General features: G+C 39.3%; 23 protein-coding genes. 16 read left to right on the top strand and 7 right to left on the bottom strand.

Going from position 1 to position 22,499, the window contains the following annotated elements; all coding sequences use genetic code 11:
- Positions 1 to 153 precede the first annotated feature (153 nt).
- The 10 genes from F564_RS0115130 to F564_RS0115085 all read left to right on the top strand — a co-directional run bounded on the left by F564_RS0115130 (position 154) and on the right by F564_RS0115085 (position 10,203).
- Entirely contained in the window at positions 154 to 1,473 is a 1,320-nt protein-coding gene (locus tag F564_RS0115130; protein WP_154656893.1) for a thrombospondin type 3 repeat-containing protein, read from the top strand.
- A gap of 28 nt (positions 1,474 to 1,501) precedes the next feature.
- Positions 1,502 to 2,542: a hypothetical protein gene (locus F564_RS19425; protein ID WP_028123372.1), complete on the top strand. Its 1,041-nt coding sequence runs from the start codon at positions 1,502 to 1,504 to the stop codon at positions 2,540 to 2,542.
- Between the two features lie 13 nt (positions 2,543 to 2,555).
- On the top strand, positions 2,556 to 3,089 hold the full coding sequence (locus F564_RS0115120) for a hypothetical protein (RefSeq protein ID WP_028123371.1): 534 nt from the start codon (positions 2,556 to 2,558) through the stop codon (positions 3,087 to 3,089).
- A 130-nt stretch (positions 3,090 to 3,219) separates the two neighbouring features.
- A complete protein-coding gene (tsaE, locus tag F564_RS0115115; protein WP_028123370.1) occupies positions 3,220 to 3,627 on the top strand; it encodes a tRNA (adenosine(37)-N6)-threonylcarbamoyltransferase complex ATPase subunit type 1 TsaE in 408 nt (135 codons plus the stop codon).
- 58 nt (positions 3,628 to 3,685) lie between these two features.
- The gene (locus F564_RS0115110; protein WP_034981777.1) at positions 3,686 to 4,882 is read left to right on the top strand and encodes an alanine dehydrogenase; all 1,197 of its coding nucleotides are present in this window, start codon (positions 3,686 to 3,688) and stop codon (positions 4,880 to 4,882) included.
- 9 nt (positions 4,883 to 4,891) lie between these two features.
- The gene (locus F564_RS0115105; RefSeq protein WP_028123368.1) at positions 4,892 to 5,263 is read left to right on the top strand and encodes a hypothetical protein; all 372 of its coding nucleotides are present in this window, start codon (positions 4,892 to 4,894) and stop codon (positions 5,261 to 5,263) included.
- A gap of 67 nt (positions 5,264 to 5,330) precedes the next feature.
- The gene (locus F564_RS0115100) at positions 5,331 to 6,107 is read left to right on the top strand and encodes a histidine kinase (RefSeq protein ID WP_028123367.1); all 777 of its coding nucleotides are present in this window, start codon (positions 5,331 to 5,333) and stop codon (positions 6,105 to 6,107) included.
- Entirely contained in the window at positions 6,079 to 6,789 is a 711-nt protein-coding gene (locus F564_RS0115095; protein WP_028123366.1) for a LytR/AlgR family response regulator transcription factor, read from the top strand. Before F564_RS0115100 ends, F564_RS0115095 begins: the two co-directional genes overlap by 29 nt.
- 121 nt (positions 6,790 to 6,910) lie before the next feature.
- Entirely contained in the window at positions 6,911 to 9,196 is a 2,286-nt protein-coding gene (locus F564_RS0115090) for a cation:proton antiporter (protein WP_028123365.1), read from the top strand.
- A gap of 161 nt (positions 9,197 to 9,357) precedes the next feature.
- A complete protein-coding gene (locus F564_RS0115085) occupies positions 9,358 to 10,203 on the top strand; it encodes a prephenate dehydrogenase (RefSeq protein WP_028123364.1) in 846 nt (281 codons plus the stop codon).
- A gap of 26 nt (positions 10,204 to 10,229) precedes the next feature.
- On the opposite strand, the gene F564_RS0115080 is transcribed toward F564_RS0115085, so the two are convergent.
- Positions 10,230 to 10,850 (bottom strand): hypothetical protein, encoded by a 621-nt coding sequence (locus tag F564_RS0115080; protein ID WP_028123363.1) that lies wholly within the window; start codon positions 10,848 to 10,850, stop codon positions 10,230 to 10,232.
- Positions 10,851 to 11,029: 179 nt separating this feature from the next.
- Positions 11,030 to 11,533: a 5-(carboxyamino)imidazole ribonucleotide mutase gene (purE, locus tag F564_RS0115075; RefSeq protein WP_028123362.1), complete on the bottom strand. Its 504-nt coding sequence runs from the start codon at positions 11,531 to 11,533 to the stop codon at positions 11,030 to 11,032.
- 187 nt (positions 11,534 to 11,720) lie between these two features.
- Between purE and F564_RS0115065 the strand changes: the two genes are divergently transcribed.
- Together F564_RS0115065 and F564_RS0115060 are read left to right on the top strand one after the other, a co-directional pair.
- Positions 11,721 to 12,623, top strand: a complete 903-nt coding sequence (locus F564_RS0115065; RefSeq protein WP_028123361.1) for a DMT family transporter — start codon at positions 11,721 to 11,723, stop codon at positions 12,621 to 12,623.
- Between the two features lie 75 nt (positions 12,624 to 12,698).
- The gene (locus tag F564_RS0115060; RefSeq protein WP_154656892.1) at positions 12,699 to 13,199 is read left to right on the top strand and encodes a hypothetical protein; all 501 of its coding nucleotides are present in this window, start codon (positions 12,699 to 12,701) and stop codon (positions 13,197 to 13,199) included.
- A gap of 140 nt (positions 13,200 to 13,339) precedes the next feature.
- Here F564_RS0115060 and F564_RS0115055 read toward each other — a convergent pair whose 3' ends face one another.
- Positions 13,340 to 14,452: a 5-(carboxyamino)imidazole ribonucleotide synthase gene (locus F564_RS0115055; RefSeq protein WP_028123359.1), complete on the bottom strand. Its 1,113-nt coding sequence runs from the start codon at positions 14,450 to 14,452 to the stop codon at positions 13,340 to 13,342.
- Between the two features lie 14 nt (positions 14,453 to 14,466).
- Positions 14,467 to 15,003 (bottom strand): DUF1543 domain-containing protein, encoded by a 537-nt coding sequence (locus F564_RS0115050; RefSeq protein WP_028123358.1) that lies wholly within the window; start codon positions 15,001 to 15,003, stop codon positions 14,467 to 14,469.
- Positions 15,004 to 15,086: 83 nt separating this feature from the next.
- Between F564_RS0115050 and F564_RS0115045 the strand changes: the two genes are divergently transcribed.
- Together F564_RS0115045 and F564_RS0115040 are read left to right on the top strand one after the other, a co-directional pair.
- Positions 15,087 to 15,917, top strand: coding sequence for a sulfite exporter TauE/SafE family protein (locus tag F564_RS0115045; RefSeq protein ID WP_028123357.1), 831 nt, complete (start codon positions 15,087 to 15,089; stop codon positions 15,915 to 15,917).
- Positions 15,917 to 16,303, top strand: a complete 387-nt coding sequence (locus F564_RS0115040; RefSeq protein ID WP_028123356.1) for a DUF1634 domain-containing protein — start codon at positions 15,917 to 15,919, stop codon at positions 16,301 to 16,303. Before F564_RS0115045 ends, F564_RS0115040 begins: the two co-directional genes overlap by 1 nt.
- 81 nt (positions 16,304 to 16,384) lie before the next feature.
- Here F564_RS0115040 and gloA2 read toward each other — a convergent pair whose 3' ends face one another.
- The 3 genes from gloA2 to F564_RS0115025 all read right to left on the bottom strand — a co-directional run bounded on the left by gloA2 (position 16,385) and on the right by F564_RS0115025 (position 18,812).
- Positions 16,385 to 16,762 (bottom strand): SMU1112c/YaeR family gloxylase I-like metalloprotein, encoded by a 378-nt coding sequence (gloA2, locus tag F564_RS0115035; RefSeq protein WP_028123355.1) that lies wholly within the window; start codon positions 16,760 to 16,762, stop codon positions 16,385 to 16,387.
- A 44-nt stretch (positions 16,763 to 16,806) separates the two neighbouring features.
- Entirely contained in the window at positions 16,807 to 17,679 is an 873-nt protein-coding gene (gene blaESP, locus F564_RS0115030) for an ESP-1 family subclass B3 metallo-beta-lactamase (RefSeq protein ID WP_028123354.1), read from the bottom strand.
- Between the two features lie 77 nt (positions 17,680 to 17,756).
- Positions 17,757 to 18,812 carry a diphosphomevalonate/mevalonate 3,5-bisphosphate decarboxylase family protein gene (locus F564_RS0115025; protein WP_028123353.1) on the bottom strand — a complete coding sequence of 352 codons (1,056 nt, stop codon included), beginning with the start codon at positions 18,810 to 18,812 and terminating at the stop codon, positions 17,757 to 17,759.
- Positions 18,813 to 19,781: 969 nt separating this feature from the next.
- Between F564_RS0115025 and F564_RS0115020 the strand changes: the two genes are divergently transcribed.
- Both F564_RS0115020 and F564_RS0115015 read left to right on the top strand, forming a co-directional pair.
- Positions 19,782 to 20,687 carry an ABC transporter ATP-binding protein gene (locus tag F564_RS0115020; protein ID WP_028123352.1) on the top strand — a complete coding sequence of 302 codons (906 nt, stop codon included), beginning with the start codon at positions 19,782 to 19,784 and terminating at the stop codon, positions 20,685 to 20,687.
- Positions 20,688 to 20,827: 140 nt separating this feature from the next.
- Entirely contained in the window at positions 20,828 to 22,138 is a 1,311-nt protein-coding gene (locus F564_RS0115015; RefSeq protein WP_028123351.1) for an ABC transporter permease, read from the top strand.
- Positions 22,139 to 22,499: the final 361 nt, after the last annotated feature.

Raw genomic sequence — 22,499 nt, 5'->3', positions numbered from 1 at the left:
GCTTGGTTTGATAATGATAGAAGATTGTGTCGGAATTATGAACTCCTGATGGAAAATTCAGAAAACATGGTCAAATTATCCGCTTTAAAAAATTTATTGAATAAAATTTAAACAGGCTCTTATACAATAGTATGCCTTCTTATGGGTAGTGGGATGCTATTTTCTCAAACTGCGGACAGACTTTACATGTCATTGTCTGCAACCGGAAGAGTCTACGACATTACCGGTGTACCTGCGACATTACCAACACCATTAACAACTCCAGATTATTCTGCAGCCACGCCGGAAAGGATCAGTAACTTGGCTGTAGGTTTTGACACACCAGGAGGCGCACCTAGCAATGTTGTTTTTATCCATTCCAGTACAGCAGCATCAAGTGTTATTTATAAGAACACCGTGACAACCGGACAGAGTACCCCAGCAGGAACCAATCTTATTGGAGGTATTGGAACCAATAACGTTCCTAAAACCGACGGCAATCCTTCCGGGGTAACATATGGTTTTAGCAATACTGCTAAAAGATTGTACCAAATATACCCGACATCTGTAGACTTAGGCCCTGTGACAGCTCCTGTCGCTGATGCAGTATGGAATAATACAGGAGGAAATGTTTCAACAATATGGGCGTCAGATACATTTTTTGATTATCAAAATAATGTATTCGTGTTTGTACAGAACACCAACGCGGGCGTAGTGACCAGATATCTTTATAGGGTAAACCCAACCACCTTGGTTGCGACCCGTGTAAGTACAATTACCGGCCCTGTGGGAGCCACTGCAGCTTCAACAACAACTGCTACTACGACTACAGTGGGAAACATCAGAGGACTTGCCTATTTGAATGGATTGATTTATGCCGTTTCTGTCAATAATAATACTCAATTATTTTTTTACAGGATCAATCTATCGACTGGTACATCAACTTACATTCGAAATTATGCAGGTTTGACCAATTTGAATGCAACAAACCAAGATTTGGCTTCAGTGCCTTACTATATTCCTTTTATAATAAACTGCGGTGGCTCAACAATCTTAGAAACAGCGCCAATTATCGCAGGAACTGCAGCCAACAGAACGCTTCGAGTTCCTATTTCTTCTGTATACGAAGCAGGAACTTACAATATTAATGTGTCAGGACCAGACTTTACCACCGTAGCATATACGGCAACTATTGCATCGACAACCACTTTTATCGATGTTCCTATCACGTACAATGGAACTGGATCAAGTGGACTGAGGGCACTCACTGTCGGCATCAATGGCAGCACGACTACCTGTACTGTAAACGTTTCTATTGAGCGCGATTTAGACAATGATGGCATTGCAGATATTTTGGACCTTGATTCTGACAATGACGGTATTTTAGACATTTTTGAGTGTGCTAACAGTGTCGTTGATACCAATTATAGCTCTACAGATGGTACAGTTACCACTTTTTCTGCGCCAGCAGCCGATCTAGGATTTATTTTTTGATGTTTATACGCTTGATAATTCATTTAATTTGAATATCAATGGAACAAACCTATCAACCAGTAGACTAGAGTTTCAGCAAGATCAAACCGACAACGTAAGATTCCTGGATGGGGATACGTACGGAAGCGTTAATGTTCCTCAGATTTATAACTTGACAGGAACTGCTGCCGCTCCAATAGTAAGGATCATTATTCATAAAAATGGATCTGTAAATATGTATGGTAGTAAAGTGAGTGGCGGACCTCTATTCCCACTTCAACTTTACAATGGAAATACTTTCAATTCAATTGTCTGGAACAGAACAGGTGCTAACTCTGTTGTATTAAGTCAATTAGTGGTAGGTCCAACTTCCATCACTGGACGAGCAAATGGACTAAAAAACGGTGTTTGTGACTCTGACACAGATGGATTGTCTAATCAATACGATGTGGATAGCGATGGTGACGGATGTCCTGACTCTGTAGAAGGTTCAGAAACTGTAAAATTTGACCAGGTGCATTCACTTAGTCTTCCGGTAGGAGATGCGAACTATGCTTACAGAGGACAGATCAAAGTTTTAGGGAATGGAACTACCACAGGAACGCCTGCACAGATCATAAGCACCGTAGGAGGAGCAAGTGGTGTTCCACAGCTTGTCAATTATTCTGTAATGAATAACTCTGGAATTTCCGGCGTTGCTGATAACACAGATGGCACATCGGATGTTGGACAAGGCATTGGCGATTCTCAAACGGTAGCGGCCAACGCTTGTATTTGCTACAAACCTACCATTACTGCAGGAACTGTACTAGACACCAATCAAGGCATCACCTCTTTGCAAAGAGCAGGATCCGTCGGAAGCAACTGGCCAATGGTAAGAAAAGGAGCCTGGACTGCCCTAGAATCCAAAACAAAAGGTTTTGTACCGAACAGATTGACCACAGCACAAATTACTGCCATTCCCGCAGCCAGTTTAATAGAAGGGATGATGGTTTACAACATCACTTTGGACTGTCTTCAGATCAATATTGATGGTACAGCAACAGGCTGGAAATGTTTCAACACACAAACCTGTTCTGATGTTAACTAAAAAAATGAAAAAAATGAAAAAAATTATCATATTATATTCAGCTTTGTTTGCAATTGTGGCATCTGCTCAGGTGGCTGTTGGCAAAACAACTGTATCTAATACTGCAGTTTCCCTGGAGTTTGGATCTGCTAACAGAGGATTATTATTACCTTGGGTCACCAATACCGGATCTGTTACCAGTGCTGTAAACGGAACTATGGTTTATGACCTTTCGGATAAAAAAGTGAAAGTAAAATATGCTGCTTCGTGGAGAGATCTTTCTATCAATACCGCAGGAACCACTGTGGACCCTGTAACCAGTGTAGATGGCATTACAATACAGAATGCAGCAACTGAATCTACCAATGCAAAATTCTCCATCGGTACTGTCACAGCAACAGCAGGAATCTTGGTGCTAGAAGACACCAACAAAGCGATGGTTTTGCCAAAAGTAGCAAGTCCGCACCTCAACATCATCAACCCAGCACCAGGAATGATGGTTTACGATACAACGACCAAATTACTGGTAGTTTTCAACGGAAGCGTTTGGACATTTTGGAGACCGTAAAGTCATAAAAATCACTATTTATAAAAGGAGAAAGAGAAATTTTTCTCCTTTTTTTATTTCGATATTAGGAGAAATACAAAATATATGAAGCTCATATTTCATTAATCTTTTAATTTTGCAAAAAAGAAAAATGACATTCTCGATCAGTAAACTTTCCGAATGGTATGATGTAGTACAACAGATCATGCCAGAAATAAAACACCCTATTCTATTATTAAAAGGGAATCTTGGCGCAGGGAAAACCACCTTTTCACAATTCCTACTGAAAGAATTGGAAAGCCAGGACGAGATCTCATCGCCCACCTACTCTATTGTTAATGAGTACGATACACCAAAGGGAAAAGTCTTCCATTTTGATCTGTACAGACTCCGGTCAGTAGAAGAAGCTTACGATTTTGGCATCGAGGAATATCTGGACAATTGTTACCTCTCTATTATCGAATGGCCCGAGATCTATATGGATGAACTGGACGGTTATGACTTCCATCAAATGAGTATTACCAATACAGATTCCGGAAGAGTAATCGAATTTGATTAACCATACAGTAAATTGTTTTATCTTTGTTCTTTATTTTTTGATTAATGATTCATTTTTTATGAGCAGCACGTCCACCATATTTACGCCTTTTACTGAAGAAGATCTCATTCCCAAGGAGGAGAAACTTGAAGTTGTAAAAAAAGGAAAAGCATTCAGCATCGGGATTCCGAAAGAAACCTGTCTGAATGAGAAAAGAACCTGTATGATTCCGGATGCTGTTCAGATACTGGTGAATAACGGACACAAGGTGATCATAGAATCCGGCAGCGGTTTGGGATCTCATTACACCGATTTATCATATTCCGAAGCTGGCGCAGAGATCACCAATGATCCCAAAGTGGCTTTTGCACAAGATCTTGTCCTAAAAATAAATCCACCTACAGAGGAAGAAATCGAATACCTGAGACCGATGACCTATCTCATCTCTGCGCTGCAGATCAACCTTAGAGATAAAGATTATTTCCTCAAATTGGCTTGCAAAAAAGTAAATGCCATCGCTTTCGAATTCATAATGGATGAGTACAAGCAACTGTCCCTTGTTAGATTAATCGGCGAAATTGCAGGAAGCGTGTCCATCCTTTATGCCTCGGAACTTTTGGCCATGTCCAATGGATTGATGCTTGGTGGCATCACCGGCGTCCGTCCTACAGAGGTAGTCGTTCTAGGCGCAGGCATCGTTGGCGAATTTGCAACCAAAGCCGCAATAGGCCTTGGCGCCAGTGTCAAGGTTTTTGACAATTCACTCTCAAAACTGAGAAGACTTCATAGCTTGGTAGACAGCCGCGTTCCGACCTCTATCATCGACCCTAAGGAACTGACTAAGTCATTACGAAGAGCCGATGTTGTGATAGGAGCTTTACCAAGACTTAATCTGCCGCCCATCGTTACTGAAGATATGGTGATGAAAATGAAAAAAGGCAGTGTCATCATCGATATCACGATCGACAACGGAAAAGTGATCGAAACTTCAGAATTGACCACGACAGAAAATCCTTTCATTATAAAACATGGTGTAATCCATTGCGGATTGCCGAATCTAACTTCAAAAATGCCAAGAACGACCACGAAAGCAGTCAGTAATTTCTTCCTAAGTTATCTCTTAGGATATGACGAAGAAGGCGGATTCGAAAATATGCTGATTCATAAAAGTGAAATCAAACAATCACTTTACATGTACAAAGGCAGACACACAAAGCAGTTGATTTGCAACAGATTCGATCTTGCCTACCACGATATTAATCTATTGATTTTCTAAGACTAGACAATGTTCAAAAAACTAAAATTCTACGCCATCGGTTTTATTCCTGGCATATTGATCGTTTTCTTTATCTTAAATCAAAAAGGAACCACTTGCTCTTATTTCCCGAATGACCGAGTGATTGCAGAAACGCTGACCAAGGATTTCAGGTATTCGCCAAGTTTCAAAACCGAAATGGAAGCGAATAAAATCTCAGAAAAATTTTTGAAAGACAGTATTATCTCAGCCGGAAAAATCGATTTTGAGCGAAGCAAACCTCAGAATAAACCTTGTCCGCAATATCTGCTGCTCTATCCGAAAAACAATCCAAGATTCGAGATAAATTATTCTAAATGCAAGGAAAACGCAGAGTTTATAGGATTCAAAAAAATAAAATAGATGGATGGATTGATTTAATTTTAATTTCAAATTTCATTTCTAAAATCTAACTTCTAACATCTACCCCATGAATGGCAGAAATCTATTACTCCCGGATTATTTTCTATTTGGAGGGATTTTCGCCATTTTTTTTCTGATCGTTTTCTGCTTTTTTCTTTACGGAAAATACAAATCGGCGAAGACTAAAAACAAAATTCTTCAGGAAAGTTACAAAGTCATCGAAAGTAAATTGGACAATGTCCGATTGGAACATATCGAGACCAAACTGAATCCTCACCTTTTCAAAAACATACTCAATTCTGTCCAGTCACACGCGTATCAGACTTACATTTCGCTAGACAAACTGGCGAATATCCTGGATTATATCCTTTACGAAAGCAGTAACAAATACGTCAGCGCCAAAGCCGAGCTCGATTTTGCAATGAGCCTTATTGAGATCAATAAGATCAAAATCAATCCACTTTTTGACCTTCGTATCAAAACCAAAATTGATAAAGAAGATCCCATTTTTACAGAGAGGATTTTCGCCCCATTGATTTCTGTTGATTTGATTGAGAACGCCTTCAAACACACAGACTTCCTGGCTCAGGATTCTTTTATTGCCATCACTTTAAGTCTTGAAAACAAACAGTTTGAAATGAAGGTCAGCAACAAGATCTCAGAAAAAACACCGATGCAAAAAGAAAACAGCGGTTTCGGCAGCGGCTCTTTTGACCAACGACTGAAGATGATCTACAAAAGCCATTACAAGCTGACGAAAAGTATCAATAACGATATTTACACCGCTCATTTAAAAATCAATCTCGGAGAATTTTATGATAAAATGCGTTATACTGGACGATGAATTACTGGCAATCAGCTACCTCAAATTGCTTTGTAATGAATTGGATGTGGAAGTTGTCAAAGCCTTCAACAATCCAAAAGTTTTTCTTCAGGAGATCGACAATATCGACTGTGACCTTTGTATTCTTGACATAGAAATGCCCGGACTCAACGGCCTTCAGGTTGCAGAATTGATCAAGGGGAAAAAGATTATTTTCACCACCGCTTACAAAGAATACGCCGCCGAAGCTTTCGATTTGGATGTGATTGATTATGTGAGAAAACCGATCAAAAAAGAACGCCTCCAGCAGGCTTTGGAAAAAGCCGAAAAACAGGTGACCCAGCAGGAAAAAAACAACACGCTGGAATGGAATACCAATCTCGGAAAAACAGGGATCTTTACGAACGAGATCGTCTACATCAAAACGTCTGAGATCGACAGCCGGGACAAAGATGTGATCCTGAAAAACGGCTCGGAAATCACCCTCAAAAATCTAAGCTTCAAACATTTATCAGACCTATTGCCTCAAAAACATTTTGTTCAAATCAATAAAAAGGAAATGGTCAATGTGCAGCACATTAAAATATGCTCATCATCAGAAATAATTTTGGACATCAATTCTACCGACGGAAATTCTGTAAAACTTAATGTTGGCGATGTTTTTAAAGAGCAGGTTTCTGAGAAGTTGATGCGGAAATTTTAGATTCACCATTTGAGTACAGAATTCAGCCGTTTTATTACATTTCTCAGTCTGATACTTATTTCGTGTTCAAAAACTTCACATCTTTACACCTAGAATTCAGGTAAAATTTAGATCAATGAATATGGCAAAGTACAGGAATATTATTTTTTACGTCGCAACTATTTTATTTTTTTCGGGTTTAATGTATTGGTTTTTCATAGAAGGCAAAACCTTGGAAGCCGGCGAAAGTATTCTTATCAAGCAATCCAAAGGCACAATTTGGGAGAATTTCACAGAATCATTTCTAGTCAATCTCCATCATCCACTGGCATTACTTTTAGCACAAATCATTACCATTATTTTTGTCGCGAGACTTTTTGGATGGATATGTATGAAGCTGAAACAACCGTCTGTGATTGGCGAGATGATTGCCGGGATCGTTTTGGGACCATCGCTGGTCGGTTTATACTTTCCGGAATTTTCAGCGTTCCTTTTTCCTAAAGAATCCTTAGGTAATTTACAGTTTCTAAGCCAAATAGGCTTGATATTGTTTATGTACATCGTTGGGATGGAGCTGGATCTCAGTGTTCTCCGCAAAAGAGCGCACGATGCGGTCGTCATCAGCCATGCCAGTATTATTTTTCCGTTTGCCTTAGGAATTGGACTCTCCTACTTTATCTATAAAGAATTTGCGCCAGATGGTGTTCAATTCAGTTCATTTGCCTTATTCATTGCCATTGCGATGAGCATTACAGCATTTCCGGTTTTGGCGAGAATTGTCCAGGAAAGGAATCTCCAGAAAACGAAACTCGGGACCATCGTTATCACTTGCGCTGCCGCGGATGATATTACGGCTTGGTGCATTTTGGCAGCCGTTATCGCCATCGTAAAAGCCGGCTCTTTTGCCAGTTCTATCTATGTGATTTTGATGGCCATCGCTTATGTTTTATTGATGATTAAGATCGTAAGACCTTTCCTAAAGAGAATCGGCGAACTACAAGCTGGGAAAGGAATTATCAGCAAATCGATTGTCGCCATTTTCTTTTTGACATTAATCATTTCTTCTTACGCCACAGAAGTGATTGGGATCCATGCGTTATTTGGAGCGTTTATGGCAGGCGCAATAATGCCGGAAAATGTGAAATTCCGAAACCTTTTTATTGAGAAAGTTGAAGATGTTGCATTGGTTTTGTTACTGCCACTGTTCTTCGTTTTCACAGGTTTACGAACTCAAATTGGATTATTAAATGACGGTTATCTCTGGCTGATTACAGGATTAATAATTCTTACAGCAGTCACAGGAAAGTTCATAGGAAGCGCATTGACTGCTAAATTTCTCAAAATAAGCTGGAAAGACAGTCTTACGATTGGCGCACTGATGAACACCCGTGGATTGATGGAACTCATCGTCCTGAATATCGGTTATGATCTGGGTGTCCTAAGTCCGCAAATCTTTGCAATGATGGTTATAATGGCGCTTGTCACCACTTTTATGACAGGACCAAGTCTGGATTTGATTAATTATTTCTTCAAAGGAAAAAAAGATTTTGCAGAAGACAATGAAGATAAAAACGGTGGAAAATACAAAGTGCTTCTATCCTTCGACAATCCCGAATCCGGAAGTGTGCTTCTGAAACTGGCTGACAACTTTACCAATAAAATGAACAGCAACAAAAGCATCACTGCAATGACCATTGCACCTGTTGACGAGCTCCATTCTTATGATATTGACGGTTATGAAAAAGACCTTTTCGAAAATTTGATTGATACGTCGCACGAACTCAAACTGGAAGTCACGACGCTCTTCAAAGCGTCTACAGATATAGAAAATGACCTGATTAGCATTACCAACAAAGGTCATTATGACCTCCTTCTCATGATGCTGGGAAAATCAATCTATGAAGGAAGTCTCCTCGGAAAGCTGCTTGGATTCACCACGAAGATCATCAACCCAGGAAAACTTCTCAATACCGTCAAAGGCAAATCCTATATTTTCAACACGTCGCCCTTTGATGATTTTACCTTGAGTATTCTGGATAAAACCAATATTCCGGTTGGGATTATGGTGGACAAAAATTTTGAAAGTGCGGACAAGATTTTCATTCCGATTTTCGAACTGAATGATTTCTACCTTGTAGAATATGCAAAACGCCTGATCAACAACAACGATTCTCAGGTCATCATTTTGGATGCAGCCGGACAAATCCGTAAAAACACAGAGATCCGTGAACTGATCAGAAACATCGAGCATATTGCGCCCAATCACATCACGCTTTACAACGAAAAAATGATCGAAAAAGATTTTCTGAAATCCCAGGATCTGATGCTCATCAGTAACAAAAGCTGGCGAAATCTCATCGATTCCAAAAGTCTTTGGCTCTCAGACATTCCATCTACTTTGATCATTTCAAATCCATCATTTTTTTGAAATTTTCAGAATTAATGTTTATCTTCGTTCTGTGAAAACAATGAACACGACATATTATGACGCAATTTTGACCCTGAAACAGGATTAGGATTCGTATGTATCAATATCAAAACCTCGTCCTGATGACGGGGTTTTTTCGTTAAAGAACTTAAATATTAAAGATGAAAATAAGCATCATAGGAACTGGATTGATTGGTGGATCTATCGCACTGAAATTAAGAGATAAAAACTTCACCAATTTCGTTTACGGAATAGATCAGAATGAAAACCACCTCAGCAACGCTCTGGAACTAAATATTATTGATGAAAAAGCAAATCTGGAAAACGGCGTAAAGAATTCTGATTTGGTTATCATTGCAATTCCGGTAGATGCGGCGCGGACAATATTGCCGTCAGTTTTAGATTTAATTAATGAAAAACAGACCGTTATGGATGTTGGTTCTACCAAATCCAGGATCGTAGAATCTATCAAAGATCATCCGAACAGAAGACGATTTGTGGCCTTTCACCCGATGTGGGGAACGGAAAACTCAGGTCCAGGCTCTGCTACGAAAGATAGTTTCGCAGGAAAAGCAGCTGTGATTTGCAACAAAGAAGATTCTGATGACAATGCATTGGAAGTTGTGGAAAAAGTGATCGAGAATCTGGAAATGCACGCCATTTATATGAATGCTGATGCACACGACGTCCACACGGCTTACATCTCGCACATTTCACACATTACCTCTTACGCATTGGCGAATACCGTTTTGGAAAAAGAACGCGAGGAAGACACGATTTTCCAGTTGGCAAGTTCCGGTTTTTCCAGTACCGTTCGTTTGGCAAAGTCGCATCCGGAAATGTGGGTTCCTATTTTCCGCCAGAACAAAGAAAATGTTTTAGACGTTTTGAATGAACATATCACGCAGCTTAGAAAATTCAAATCGGCGTTGGAAAAGGAGAATTTTGATTACTTAGGAGAATTGATCACGAATGCAAACAAGATCCGTGGGATTTTGGACAAGTAGAAATGTAGTAAGAAAAAATAAATGATTTACAATTCAGAAAACATAAAATAGATAATGACAAGATGTATCGAAATCGTAATAACCAGCGGAACTGTAAAAGATTTTGCGCGGTATTGAGTCTCGCTTTGAAACATTTGCTCTCGAATTAAGGATAAACCAAATGCGCCAAGCCCGTCAAGCAAAAACCGAAGCGACATCTTTCCATATCTTACATCTCCAATATAATTGAGTAAATAAATCTGTCCAACAAAATAAGAAAGTCCAAAAACAAGAGAAATGGTTGCACCTTTTCTGTCATTGACTTTGAAGAAATTAAAAACCTGTAAAGCCGTCCCGAAGAGCACGCCAAAAACAACACTGAAGAACCAAATGACTTTATTGGAATATAGCTCAATAGCGGTTTGATCTTCCGTTAGGTTTTTGTCCCATTTGTCGTCCATCGTAACAGACTCATTTTCAACCTCCTCTTTTGACTGGATCAATTGTTGAATGCGCTCTGCTTCGGCTGGAGAAAATGCTTTTCCGCGTTCTTTTAAAATATCAAATGCAAGGCAAACACTTTTTGATACAAACCGGCTATCCGGTTTAAGGTAATTTTCAAGTTCTCTATCGCTTAATTTTGCGATGACTTTTTTACTGACCATCATTTATGGGAAAACATCTACAAAAGTGGAAACTGCAGCCCGGCTTATCTCATCTTTCCTATTTTTTTTAATTGAATCGATGAACCACTTCGTTAGGTTTGAACGGAGCTCATTTTTTGCGGTGGGAAATGCGCTGGCAAAAAATAGCGGGAGTGGAAGACGGAAAAGCTGCCCAAATCATTCTATTTATCAAACTGATTCGGGTGCAGTTTTTTAATGTCATCTACAGTTCCGAGGACTTTATCTTTCAATGAATTTTGATAGTTTTCTAATTTTTGAGAAACTTCGGAATCTGATGTTCCAAGGATTTTCGCAGCGAGAATCCCTGCATTTGTAGCACCGTTGAGTGCAACTGTGGCAACGGGAATTCCGGAAGGCATCTGCAAAATTGATAAAACTGAATCCCAGCCGTCGATAGAATTGCTGGACAAAATAGGAATACCAATCACGGGCAAAGTGGTACAACTGGCCACCATTCCCGGAAGATGTGCCGCGCCGCCTGCGCCTGCAATAATGACTTTCAGCCCTCTTTCTTTGGCTGTTTTTGCGTAATCAAACATCCTCTCAGGTGTTCTGTGTGCAGAAACCACGGTGAGTTCGTAAGGGATATCGAGCGTTTTTAAGAAATCTGCTGCTTGCTGCATAATTGGGAGATCGCTTTGGCTGCCCATTATTATTCCGACCATAATAAAATTTAGATTTTAGATTTTAGATTTCAGATTTTCAATTCCAAAACCAAAATCAGATTATAAATTATTTGAAAATATGATTTGATCATCAATCTTTCCAATCTGACATTGAGTTGTCCAAAGATAAAGATTTATGAGTAAAACTCGGGTTTTTTAGAATATCTTTGTTTTTAATTCCTTCCATTTGAGTTCCAAAACCATCATCTGTATTTTCATCGTTGCCCTTGTTTGGGGAACGACTTTCCTGGGTATTAAGATCGGTGTAGAAACTGTTCCGCCTTGGTTTGTTGCAGGCTTGCGACAGTTTTTAGCTGCTGTGATCCTTTTGCCAATTTTACTTTTCAAGAAAGAATTGCAGTGGATTGGCTGGAAAAATTTAAGAATTCAGATCACCCTATCTACGCTGCTGCTGATTGGTGCCAATGGATTGACTACCGTTGCAGAGCAACACATGACGAGCAGTTTGACCTCATTGATCACTGCGCTGTCGCCTGTATTTATATTTATCGGAAGTATGATCATTGGGATGGAACAATTCACATTCCGAACTTTAATTGGGCTACTGATGGGCTTATTTGGTGTCGTTTTTATTTTCTGGGACGGCATAGATGACCTTGCAAATCCGGATTACACCAATGGACTTCTCATACTACTTTTGGCCATTTTGTGCTGGGGCGGTGGAACGATCTATACCAAAAAATTACATTCCAAAAATAACAACATTTTCCTGAATCTCTTTTATCAGTTTGCGTTTGCGGGAGTTGTGCAGTTGATTTTCGCCTTTCAGTTTTCGCAGACCATTGATGTTGACCGTTGGTCTGCGCAGAGTATTTTGGCCATCATTTATCTGGCTGTGTTTGGATCTGTGACGGCATTTTTTGCTTATAATTATTTACTCAGAACACTGCTTCCAACACGGGTTTCTATTTTATCTTATGTCAATACGATCATCAGTATTTTTCTAAGCTGGCTGATCTTGGGAGAAACGATTTCTGCAAAATTCCTGATTGCAACAGCCTTTATCATTGTGGGCGTTTTCATTATTAATTACAAACCGGGAATGTTAAAATTCAAAACAATACAATAATAGTTGGGCTTTATATTACTATTTTTTCTAAATTTAATATCCATAAAACACATTCTTAAATTAATGATTAAAACAATGAAAAAAATCCTGATAGTTGCTTCTACAGCTACTTTATTAATCGCAACCTCTTGTAAAAAGAGCGAAACAGTGGTTACCACTGATGGTTCTGACACCGTAAGTGTGGTAAAAACAACTGAAAACACAACCTTAGCCAGTGATGAAGCTAAGGCCAAGGTAGATAAGGCACAAGCTGACCTGGATGCTGCCATAAAAAATGGCGACAAAAAAGCGGAAGAAGCTTCCAGAAAAGCTTTGGCTGATGCCACTATGGCTTGGGAGACAACCAAAAATGCGGTAAACAACGCTGCAAAAGATGTAAAAGAAGGCGTTGACAACACGGTTGACAAAGCAAAAGTGGCAACACAAAAAGCGAATCAGGATATGAAGGAAACCACCAACGATACCAAAGAAGCGATAAATAAAGCGGCAGCAGATACCAAAGAGGCTACTAAAAAAGCAGCTGAAGACACCAAAGAAGCTTACAATAACACGCTTGATAAATTAAAAGCCAAGTAGTTTTTTAATTTTTCACCAATAACAAAAGCAAGGTTTTCTGCCTTGCTTTTTTGTTTCATTTCTTTCATCAAAAACCACAATCGACCACCATTTTATCATCAGTACAAGAGCTGTTTTTTAACTTAGATTTCTGTGAAATACTATCCCGCAATCACTTTTACCATAGACTTAATATGAATTAGTCTGTCCATCAGTTCTTCGCGGGAATCGGCCAAAACATTGATATGCCCCATTTTCCGTCCCGGTTTGGTATCTGTTTTTCCATAAAGATGCACATAGGTTCTGGGCAGCTTCAACACATCTTCCAAACCTTGGTATTTTACTTTTCCGGAGTGGTTCTCTTCACCCACCAGATTCAGCATTCCAGAGAAACCATGATGATCTGTATCGGCCAAAGGCGAGTTGGTCACCACTCTGTAGAACTGTTCAAACTGTGAATTGGCATTGCCCTCCTGAGACTGATGTCCTGAGTTATGCAGTCTAGGTGCGGTTTCGTTGACCCACACTTTCCCTTCCTTATCAAGGAATAATTCTATCGCGAAAAGTCCCGGAGAACCTGCACTGGCAATGAACTGCTTACCGATGATGTCAATTTGATCTTGAACATCTTTAGAGATATCAGCCGGACAAATATTGAAGTCCAAAAGGTTCAGTTTTGGGTCAGCCACCATTTCTGTCACTGGAAAATGCTTGATCTCCCCTTTCTCGTTCTTAGCCACAATCAAAGACAATTCTTTATCAATGTCTACCAAATCTTCCAAAACAGATTCCTGAGTCCAAAGATTTCTCCAATCCTGCGTTGTACGGATCAGCTGAACGCCTTTTCCATCGTAGCCGCCCGTATTCAGCTTTTGAACAAAAGGAAGCTGGATCTTGATTTCTTCCTCACTGCCATCCATAATTTCAAACGCCGGAGACGGAATTTTGTGATTTGCATAAAATTCTTTCTGCAATATCTTCTGCTGAATAATCTTGATGATATTTGAATTCGGAACCACTTTCACACCCAGCGTTTCCAGCTCTTCCAAAGCTTGTACGTTCACGTGTTCGATTTCAATCGTGATCACATCTTTGTCTCTTCCGAACGCCAAAACGTGCTCATAATTATTAAAATCGCCTTGCGTATAATGAGAAATATGAGCGCAGGAACATTCCGGATTAGGATCCAAAACATAGAATTCATCATCATATTTCAATGCTTCCTGAATGAACATTCTTCCGAGTTGTCCGCCTCCTAAAATTCCGATTTTCATTTTCTTTATTTTTTTTATTTGATTTTGAAATAGCCTACTTTCATGACATTTTCTTGATTTTTAAGATCTGATTTTTCAAGAATAATAGAATATTTGTCTTTGGTTTCTTTCGACAGCATATCAGTTACATTATAAATATCATCGATATCTACGCCGTGCTGGTCATCCAAGTGACTTGGTGCATTTTTAAAACCCATCGTTTTATAAAAGCGAGTTTTCTTGACTTTTTTGATCACCTCTGCTAAAGATGACCCTACCATAAGGTGCTGTTCGTGAAATTCTTCAAAATATCCCAATTTATAACCGCCAAGATTGACAAAGAATAATTGCGCATTATTTCTGACTTCCGTTTTTTCTACAATCTTCAATTCATATCCATCAGCAAATCTCACTTCCTGATAACAGTCGATATGAAGTTTGCTCAATTTCCAAAAGTTCTTGATCTCCGGATGCAGATCCTCCACATTTTCTGCAATTCCGAAGAACACATCATGTTGCTCGATATTTCTGCCTGTACTTGTTGCGCCCAGGATCAAGTAGAATAATTTCATGCGGAAAAATTATGTTGCAAAAATACATCAAAATAATCTTTTTCAAAGTTGTGTACACAAACCAATACTTTTATATTTGTCGGATGTCAGAAATCATAATTCTATTTTTTGGAGCTATTGCAGCCGGATTGATGGGATCTCTCACAGGATTGGGCGGCGGAGTCATCATTATTCCCTTACTCACGCTTGGTTTTGATGTCCCAATGCACTACGCAATTGGCGCTTCTCTTATCTCTGTAATCGGAACTTCTTCCGGAGCAGCTGTTGCCTTTGTAAAGGAAGGTTTTACAAATATGAGAATCGGGATGTTCCTGGAAATAGCAACCACAGCAGGAGCCGTTTGCGGCGCTTTGGTTTCCGGATTTCTGAATCCCAATACGATCGGAATTATTTTCGCCAGTATTCTCATCCTTACCGTTTTGCTTAATCTCCGGGGAAAACCAGATCATCAGGAAGCATTAATAAAAGGTAGCCTGGCTGATAAGCTGAAACTCTACGGCACTTTTCCGGATAAAGATGGGATCAAACATTACGCTTCGAAAAATACAATTCCTGGATTTATGATGATGATTTTTGCAGGAGCCATGTCTGGACTTTTAGGGATAGGCTCCGGCGCTCTCAAGGTTCTGGCGATGGACAATATGATGAAATTACCTTTCAAAGTTTCTACAACGACGAGTAATTTTATGATAGGTGTAACGGCTGTTGCAGGTGCGATGATCTATTTCCAAAGAGGACAGATCATTCCCGTAATTGCTGCGCCCGTTTTGATTGGAGTGGTTGTCGGAAGTTTTATAGGATCAAAAACCCTGATGATTTCAAAAACTAAAAAACTAAAAGTATTTTTCGCAATTGTTATTACCATTCTTTCGATCTATATGATGTACAACGGTATCGCCAAAAACTTCCAATAATGAGAACCAAACCATTTACAGACATCGATTTGAACAGATCTGTCGGCAATCTTCTAAGATTGGGTGTTCTTCTTTCTGTGGTTACCTCATTAATCGGGTTTATCAAGCTATTTATGGAAGGTTTTGTGATGCCTAAGAAGTACAAACTTTTGGATATGGGAACCACATCGGAGAAAGTGTGGGATCAGTTTTGGAATTCGCTTCTTAAAGGTGAAGGAATGGCTATTATTCAGCTTGGAATTTTGTTTTTGATCTTGACACCTTTGGTCAGAATTATTTTTGCATTGATAGGTTATCTTAAAGAGAAAGATTACGTTTATGTCGTCATTTCACTAATTGTTTTGGCGATTATGACCATCAGTTTTTTGACAGGTTACGCGCATTAATTATAAATGATGACAGATAAATGATAATTGATTTTAATTTATCAAGTTAGTCTATCATCTATCCGTCTATTATCTCTAAGTCTAATTTTCGTAAAACTCCAAAGGTAGATGGTCCGGATCCTGCGTGAAAAAGAATGGCTTATCCGTAAATTCATCGATTCTGATTTCCTCACAATCCAAACCTTTTTCCATTAATTCATTTCGTTTTCTTTCTACGTTGTCCACTGAAAAAGCCAAATGACGAAGGCCACAACTTTCTGGTCTGGAAGGTCGTTCTGGCGGATTTGGAAAAGAAAACAACTCTATAACATAATGTTCCCCCATTGCCAAATCGAGTTTATAAGATTGTCTTTCTTCACGGTAAACTTCACGAATAATACCCAATCCCAAGGCTTCGGTATAGAATTTTTTTGAAACTTCGTAATCTGAACAGATGATGGCGATGTGGTGGATTTGCATAGCTTGTTGTTGTAAAAAGTAAAATGTAATAAGTACAAAGTATTTTATTTTTCCTGAGATTCCTCCTTTATTTTATCCAAATAATCATCTTCCAAATCTTTCAGTCTTCTGAAATAATTTTCTTTATCCATAAATAGTTTCGGATTGTAAGCATCACCTTCTTTTCGTTTTTTGTGAAGGTCGAATTGACTAGCGTGAGAAGCCACCCAAACATCAAAATCCAGCTTTTTCATAGCATCTAAAGTATAGGCGTAATCCTGCTGCATCGTCGGATAGGTTTTCACATCAGAAAATTGATGATCGATTATGATGGAAGGCAAGTTAGCGATCAGGACTTTATATGTTCTGTCTTCATCCTTGGTTTCGAAGATAAAACTGCACGAACCTTTGGTATGTCCGGGATGATGAAGCAAAGTCAAAGTCGTGTTTCCCAATTTGATTTTACCTTTATTTTTCAATAGAAAATCCGGCGTTAGTGGTTTGAAGGTCACGCCATATTTCCCCAATTCATAATCCGATTTTCCGCCAGATTGTAGTTCCGCCAGTTCCGCTTCGTCCACATACAGTTTTGCACCAGTTTCCGCTTTGATGTCAGCCATTGCGCCCATATGGTCAAAATGAGCCTGGGTCAACGTGAGTATTTTTGTGTCTTTATATTTGAATCCCAGCTTCTCTATATTCGCTTTGATTTGAGGATAAGAATCTGCCAAACCAGTGTTGATAAGGATATTACCTTGGTTCGTGACAATGAGATACGAAGCCAGATCGTAAGTTCCAACGTAGTAAAGATTCCCCACAATTCTGAATGGCTCGTAAGGCTGCGACCATTCTGCCGAATGATTGGTTGGCTCTGTTACGGTTTGTGCATTTCCGAAGACGGAGATGTTTATTAAGAGTATTAGGGTAAGTTTTTTCATAATTATTTTTTTTAAAAAAGTCGAAATTGTAAAGCATTAAGTACATTTTACGTTGTACATCATACATTTTACAAAAATTAAAACCTCATCACATCCTTGACAACACCACCTTTCTGGGTCAACGGAATCAGTTCTGTGGTGATGAAATCTGTGATTCTTTCTTTATCAATATCATTCGGGAAAAGCAAGTGGATGTTGGCGCCGGCGTCCAAAGTGAAGAATAAAGCCAAACCAGTGATTTTTCTGAATTCCCAAATCTTATTGATGACCTGCAAGGTTCCGCTTTGCATGAGGATAAAAGCAGGTTCGCTCATCATCATCATAGCGTGAAGGGTCAATGCTTCGTGTTCTACGAGTTTGATGAAACCTGCCATATCGCCTATGGCAAGGATGGTTTTGAGTTTGGTGAAATTTTCGTGGGCTTCCTGGAAACGTCTTTCGGCGTAAGGATTGGTGTTCATCAAGCCGTGACCAACGGTGGACGAAACCGATTTCTGACCTTCGTGAATGAGCAAAACCCAATCGTTGAAGTTTTTGAAGATTGGATGGATGTCGTTGTTGTTATATGGAACGGCAAATAAGTCTGAACTGCCTTCCACTTCTTCCGTTTGACCCCAAACGACCAAACCTTCGTAAAGACTTCTGGACGCACTTCCGCTTCCTAATCTTGCGAGGAAACTTTCTTTTTTTATTCTAAAGTTTGAATCTGAATTTCCTGAAAAAATATCATCCAGATTCATCAGACATTTTGCAATCGCGCCGAAACCAGAAGCCGAACTGGCGATTCCGGAACTGTGTGGAAAGGTATTTTCGGTTTTTATGATGTACCTTCCTTTCAGAATCCAGGGCAAATATTGCTCTATGTTTTTGAAATATTTTTCGATTTTTTCACCGAATTTCTGTTCTTCATTGCCTGATAAGAAAGTATGAACTGAGAATTCTTCTCCAGCAAAAAACTCCATTGAGGTGTTGGTTCGGCAATGGTTCAGCGTGTAGCTTATGCTGGGATTTGCTGGGATTTGGTTTTCGTATTTCCCCCAATATTTTATCAATGCGATATTGGACGGACAGCTTGCGGAAACCGCTTGGTTTGATATGTTGAATTGGGAATTTCCCAAAAATTCTTGCGTCATAATGTGGCTTTTAGCAATCGGCATTTGGCTGTTAGTTTTGGCGGATTGGTTTTGGTTGGCTAATTTAAGAATTAATAAATCTTTGTCAAAGTTGATTTGTCAAGAGTGTGATAAATGAATGAATCTATCGCAATCTGATTGGGGATTCTTGATTTGAATTACAAATGCCGGTGTGGTGCACTGGACGTTATTAACAGGTCGCTCCTACGGAGCTTTGATTATGTGGTGCCCTTGCTGCTATTAACAGTTGGCTCCTACGGAGCATTGACAAGTTCTCGCTTGATTTTGCCAAAAAGTGCTGTGACGAAACTTTTTCAGGATGTTGAAGCTTGACAATACTTTCTCAGCTCCTAATCATAAAAGATTGAAGAAAATACACTTTTACAAAGGATTGACTCATTACAAAACCTCATTGAGCCATTACTTCGCCACTCTGATTCATTATGTTATGCTATGGATTTATTTCGTTTGGTTAATGATTCATTGTTAGGCCAAAGAAGCATTACGATGAAGCATTGATTCATTACGATCAGCCGTTGATTCATTATGATGAGGCAGATGCATCGATTTTGTTACAAATCAATCAGTTATAACACAAACCCATTTGATAATAATATTGCAAAGTGGTAGTGCCGAGGAACACTGATATGGACCTTTTTGATTTGATGGTGATCTTACATTTTACGAATTCAATGACAAAGTACAGTTCAATTGCAAATTATTTCTGTAACATTTTTGAGATTAATGAACTAATTTTGTGAGGTTTTAAAAATCGTTGAAAGGAAAGGCAAAACCTCAACATAGCCCCGATTGCAGTGGAAATCCTTTTTTTAATGGTTGTCTGAGCGTAGGCGAAGACAGCCATTAAAAAAAGATTGCAACGGAAAGCGGGTTGGACAAGTGAATCGAAGGGGAAACCATCTTGCTCCGAAAAAAAATTAATTATTCATTTTTAATCACCAATGATCGATGCTGAAAGCTGAAAATATCAAAAAAACATACAACGCAGGGAAGAAAATTGCGCTTCAGGATTTTTCTCTTGAGGTGCCGACGGCAAGTATTTATGGGCTTTTGGGTCCGAATGGTGCGGGGAAAACGTCGTTTATCCGGATCATCAATCAAATCACGCAGGCGGATGAGGGCAAGGTTTGGATTGATGGCAAGGAACTGAATCCGGAGCACATCCGAAACATCGGTTATATGCCGGAGGAACGCGGACTTTACAAAAATATGACGGTGGGCGACCAGCTTCTGTATTTTGGGGAATTGAAAGGGATGTCCCGCGCAGAGGCACTTTCTCAGGCAAAATTTTGGTTTGAGCAACTGAACATCGACCAATGGTGGAAGAAAAAACTGAGTGAACTTTCGAAAGGGATGGCGCAGAAAATCCAGTTTGTGGTGACGGTTTTGCACCGCCCAAAATTACTGATTCTGGATGAGCCTTTTTCGGGTTTTGACCCTGTGAATGCGAACCTCATCAAAGACCAAATCATCCGACTGAAAAATGAGGGAACGACCATTATTTTATCGACGCACCGAATGGAAAGTGTGGAGGAAATGTGTGATTTTGTGGCGCTCATCAACAATTCTAAAAAGGTTTTGGACGGGAAAGTTTTTGATGTTCGCGAACAGTTTAAGCAGAATGTTTTTTCTGTGGTTTTGGCGGATACGAATCCTGAAAATTTGGAGGAACTGACGAGAAAATACCAAATCGACAATATGACGACCAACAATGGCTTGTTTCATTTTGAACTGAAGAATTCTGAGAATCAAAGTATCCTGCTTCACGACTTGCTAAAAACGGGAACAATCCGGACTTTCAATGAGAAAATCCCGAGTATGAATGAGGTTTTCATTAATGCGGTGCAATCATAACATAACAAAAAATCAATTTATTTCCCCAACCCTAAAGGGAGTAAATTGATTTTGACTTCGTCGAACCACTTCGCTCTGTTTCTTCGCTCCCTTTAGGGTTGGGAAAAAACGAAGGAAATTAATTTAATATTAGAAGTTTAATGAAAAATATATACTTAATTACAAAAAGAGAATTTCTGACGCAGGTCAAGAAGAAATCTTTTATTATTCTCACGATTCTTGCACCGCTTCTGATGGTTGGATTCGGGGTTTTGATTGGTTTTATGTTCAAGGCGAACGAAGCGGAATATCATTTTGATGTGGTGGACAAAAGTGGACTTTTCGCAGGACAATTGAAATCTACGAAAGAAATCACTTACTCTGTTGTTCCAGCCAATACGGAAAATGCACTTGTTAAAAATCTGAAAGAACTGAAAGGTACAGATGGTTTGCTCATCATTCCGGAACTGAAAGACACCAATTTTGATGCTTTGGAAAGTGGCACAAAACTGCTGACCAACAAGAAAATCGGGATGGATACGAAAGTTGCTGTTTCAGCTGATTTGAGTAATATTCTGAAAAAAGAAAAGATAAAACAACTCGGAATCAAGGAAGACAGGATTGTGAATCTTGATAAGAATTTCAAACTGATTTCACAAAATGTGACGGAAAGTAATAAGCCGGAAAGTGACCTGGCTTTTAGCATCAAAACAGCGCTGAGTATGGGATTGATGTACGTGGTGTTTATGTTCATCATCATCTACGGCGTGCGTGTGATGCGAAGCGTTTTGGAGGAGAAAAATAACCGTGTTGTGGAGATTATCATTTCATCTGTGAAACCATTTGAATTGATGATGGGAAAAATCTTGGGTGTAACTTTGGTGGCATTGACGCAATTCATCGTTTGGATTGCGATGACCGTAACGGCGGCGATTTTCCTGAATACAGGATTCTCGGCGATGCAGAAAAACATTCCTGCTGGAGAAGAAGGCGTTCTTAAAAACTTGGACATTCAGCAGATTGCGACGGAAGTTTCTCACATTCTTTTGGATATGAATTATGTCGGGATCATCGGTGTATTCGTATTCTTCTTTTTGTTTGGTTACATCTTTTACAGTTCGATGTATGCAGCAATTGGAAGTGCTGTGGATAACGAAACCGAGACGCAGCAATTCACTTTATTCGCTGTTGTTCCGCTGATGTTGGGACTTTACGGAAGTTTTACGATTATGAATAATCCGGATGGGCCGATGGCTTTTTGGTTGTCCATCATTCCGTTCACTTCGCCAGTTGCAATGATTGCAAGGATTCCGTTTGGGGTTCCGCTATGGGAGATTTTGCTGTCGATATTTCTATTGATTGCTTCTACTCTATTGATGGTTTTCATTGCTTCAAAAATCTACAGAGTTGGGATTTTGATGTATGGGAACAAGGCGACTTTGAAGGAGATCTGGAAGTGGATCAGGAGTTAATCTTTCAATAGTTTATTATAAACGAAAAAGAGATTCCAAATTGGTAGTCATGGTCGGAAGATTTTTTCTTCCGATTTTTTTTGTTTTTTTTAGAAAAAAACAGTGTTAATCAGTTGATTTCCAATACATTAATTTGTTTATTTGTATTGGTTTTTGTATCTTTATAACTGGTAATCAAATAGTTATGTCTGTTTTTAAAGATCACAAAATCTCACTCAAGCAAGTCCTGGAATTTATCCCCGAAGCGCTTTTAAGTCATCTTTCCGCAAGTACAAAAGTGGATTACTACAGCAAGGTGCTTCACGGAAAGAAAATGTTTTATCTGCTCCTGTTCTGTATTTTCGATAATGAAAAATTAAGC

The organism is Epilithonimonas tenax DSM 16811 (assembly GCF_000428485.1).
GTDB lineage: Bacteria > Bacteroidota > Bacteroidia > Flavobacteriales > Weeksellaceae > Epilithonimonas > Epilithonimonas tenax.
Note: the sequence above shows the minus strand (reverse complement) of the source record. Positions and strands in the feature narration are given on the sequence as shown.

Bases quoted from the DNA above. Each gene is read 5' to 3' on its own strand.
- F564_RS0115130 (WP_154656893.1), top strand. From the start codon at position 154: ATGCTATTTTCTCAAACTGCGGACAGACTTTACATGTCATTGTCTGCA.
- F564_RS0115120 (WP_028123371.1), top strand. From the start codon at position 2,556: ATGAAAAAAATTATCATATTATATTCAGCTTTGTTTGCAATTGTGGCA.
- tsaE (WP_028123370.1), top strand. From the start codon at position 3,220: ATGACATTCTCGATCAGTAAACTTTCCGAATGGTATGATGTAGTACAA.
- F564_RS0115110 (WP_034981777.1), top strand. From the start codon at position 3,686: ATGAGCAGCACGTCCACCATATTTACGCCTTTTACTGAAGAAGATCTC.
- F564_RS0115105 (WP_028123368.1), top strand. From the start codon at position 4,892: ATGTTCAAAAAACTAAAATTCTACGCCATCGGTTTTATTCCTGGCATA.
- F564_RS0115100 (WP_028123367.1), top strand. From the start codon at position 5,331: ATGAATGGCAGAAATCTATTACTCCCGGATTATTTTCTATTTGGAGGG.
- F564_RS0115095 (WP_028123366.1), top strand. From the start codon at position 6,079: ATGATAAAATGCGTTATACTGGACGATGAATTACTGGCAATCAGCTAC.
- F564_RS0115090 (WP_028123365.1), top strand. From the start codon at position 6,911: ATGGCAAAGTACAGGAATATTATTTTTTACGTCGCAACTATTTTATTT.
- F564_RS0115085 (WP_028123364.1), top strand. From the start codon at position 9,358: ATGAAAATAAGCATCATAGGAACTGGATTGATTGGTGGATCTATCGCA.
- F564_RS0115080 (WP_028123363.1), bottom strand. From the start codon at position 10,850: ATGATGGTCAGTAAAAAAGTCATCGCAAAATTAAGCGATAGAGAACTT.
- purE (WP_028123362.1), bottom strand. From the start codon at position 11,533: ATGGTCGGAATAATAATGGGCAGCCAAAGCGATCTCCCAATTATGCAG.
- F564_RS0115060 (WP_154656892.1), top strand. From the start codon at position 12,699: ATGAAAAAAATCCTGATAGTTGCTTCTACAGCTACTTTATTAATCGCA.
- F564_RS0115055 (WP_028123359.1), bottom strand. From the start codon at position 14,452: ATGAAAATCGGAATTTTAGGAGGCGGACAACTCGGAAGAATGTTCATT.
- F564_RS0115050 (WP_028123358.1), bottom strand. From the start codon at position 15,003: ATGAAATTATTCTACTTGATCCTGGGCGCAACAAGTACAGGCAGAAAT.
- F564_RS0115045 (WP_028123357.1), top strand. From the start codon at position 15,087: ATGTCAGAAATCATAATTCTATTTTTTGGAGCTATTGCAGCCGGATTG.
- F564_RS0115040 (WP_028123356.1), top strand. From the start codon at position 15,917: ATGAGAACCAAACCATTTACAGACATCGATTTGAACAGATCTGTCGGC.
- gloA2 (WP_028123355.1), bottom strand. From the start codon at position 16,762: ATGCAAATCCACCACATCGCCATCATCTGTTCAGATTACGAAGTTTCA.
- blaESP (WP_028123354.1), bottom strand. From the start codon at position 17,679: ATGAAAAAACTTACCCTAATACTCTTAATAAACATCTCCGTCTTCGGA.
- F564_RS0115025 (WP_028123353.1), bottom strand. From the start codon at position 18,812: ATGACGCAAGAATTTTTGGGAAATTCCCAATTCAACATATCAAACCAA.
- F564_RS0115020 (WP_028123352.1), top strand. From the start codon at position 19,782: ATGCTGAAAGCTGAAAATATCAAAAAAACATACAACGCAGGGAAGAAA.
- F564_RS0115015 (WP_028123351.1), top strand. From the start codon at position 20,828: ATGAAAAATATATACTTAATTACAAAAAGAGAATTTCTGACGCAGGTC.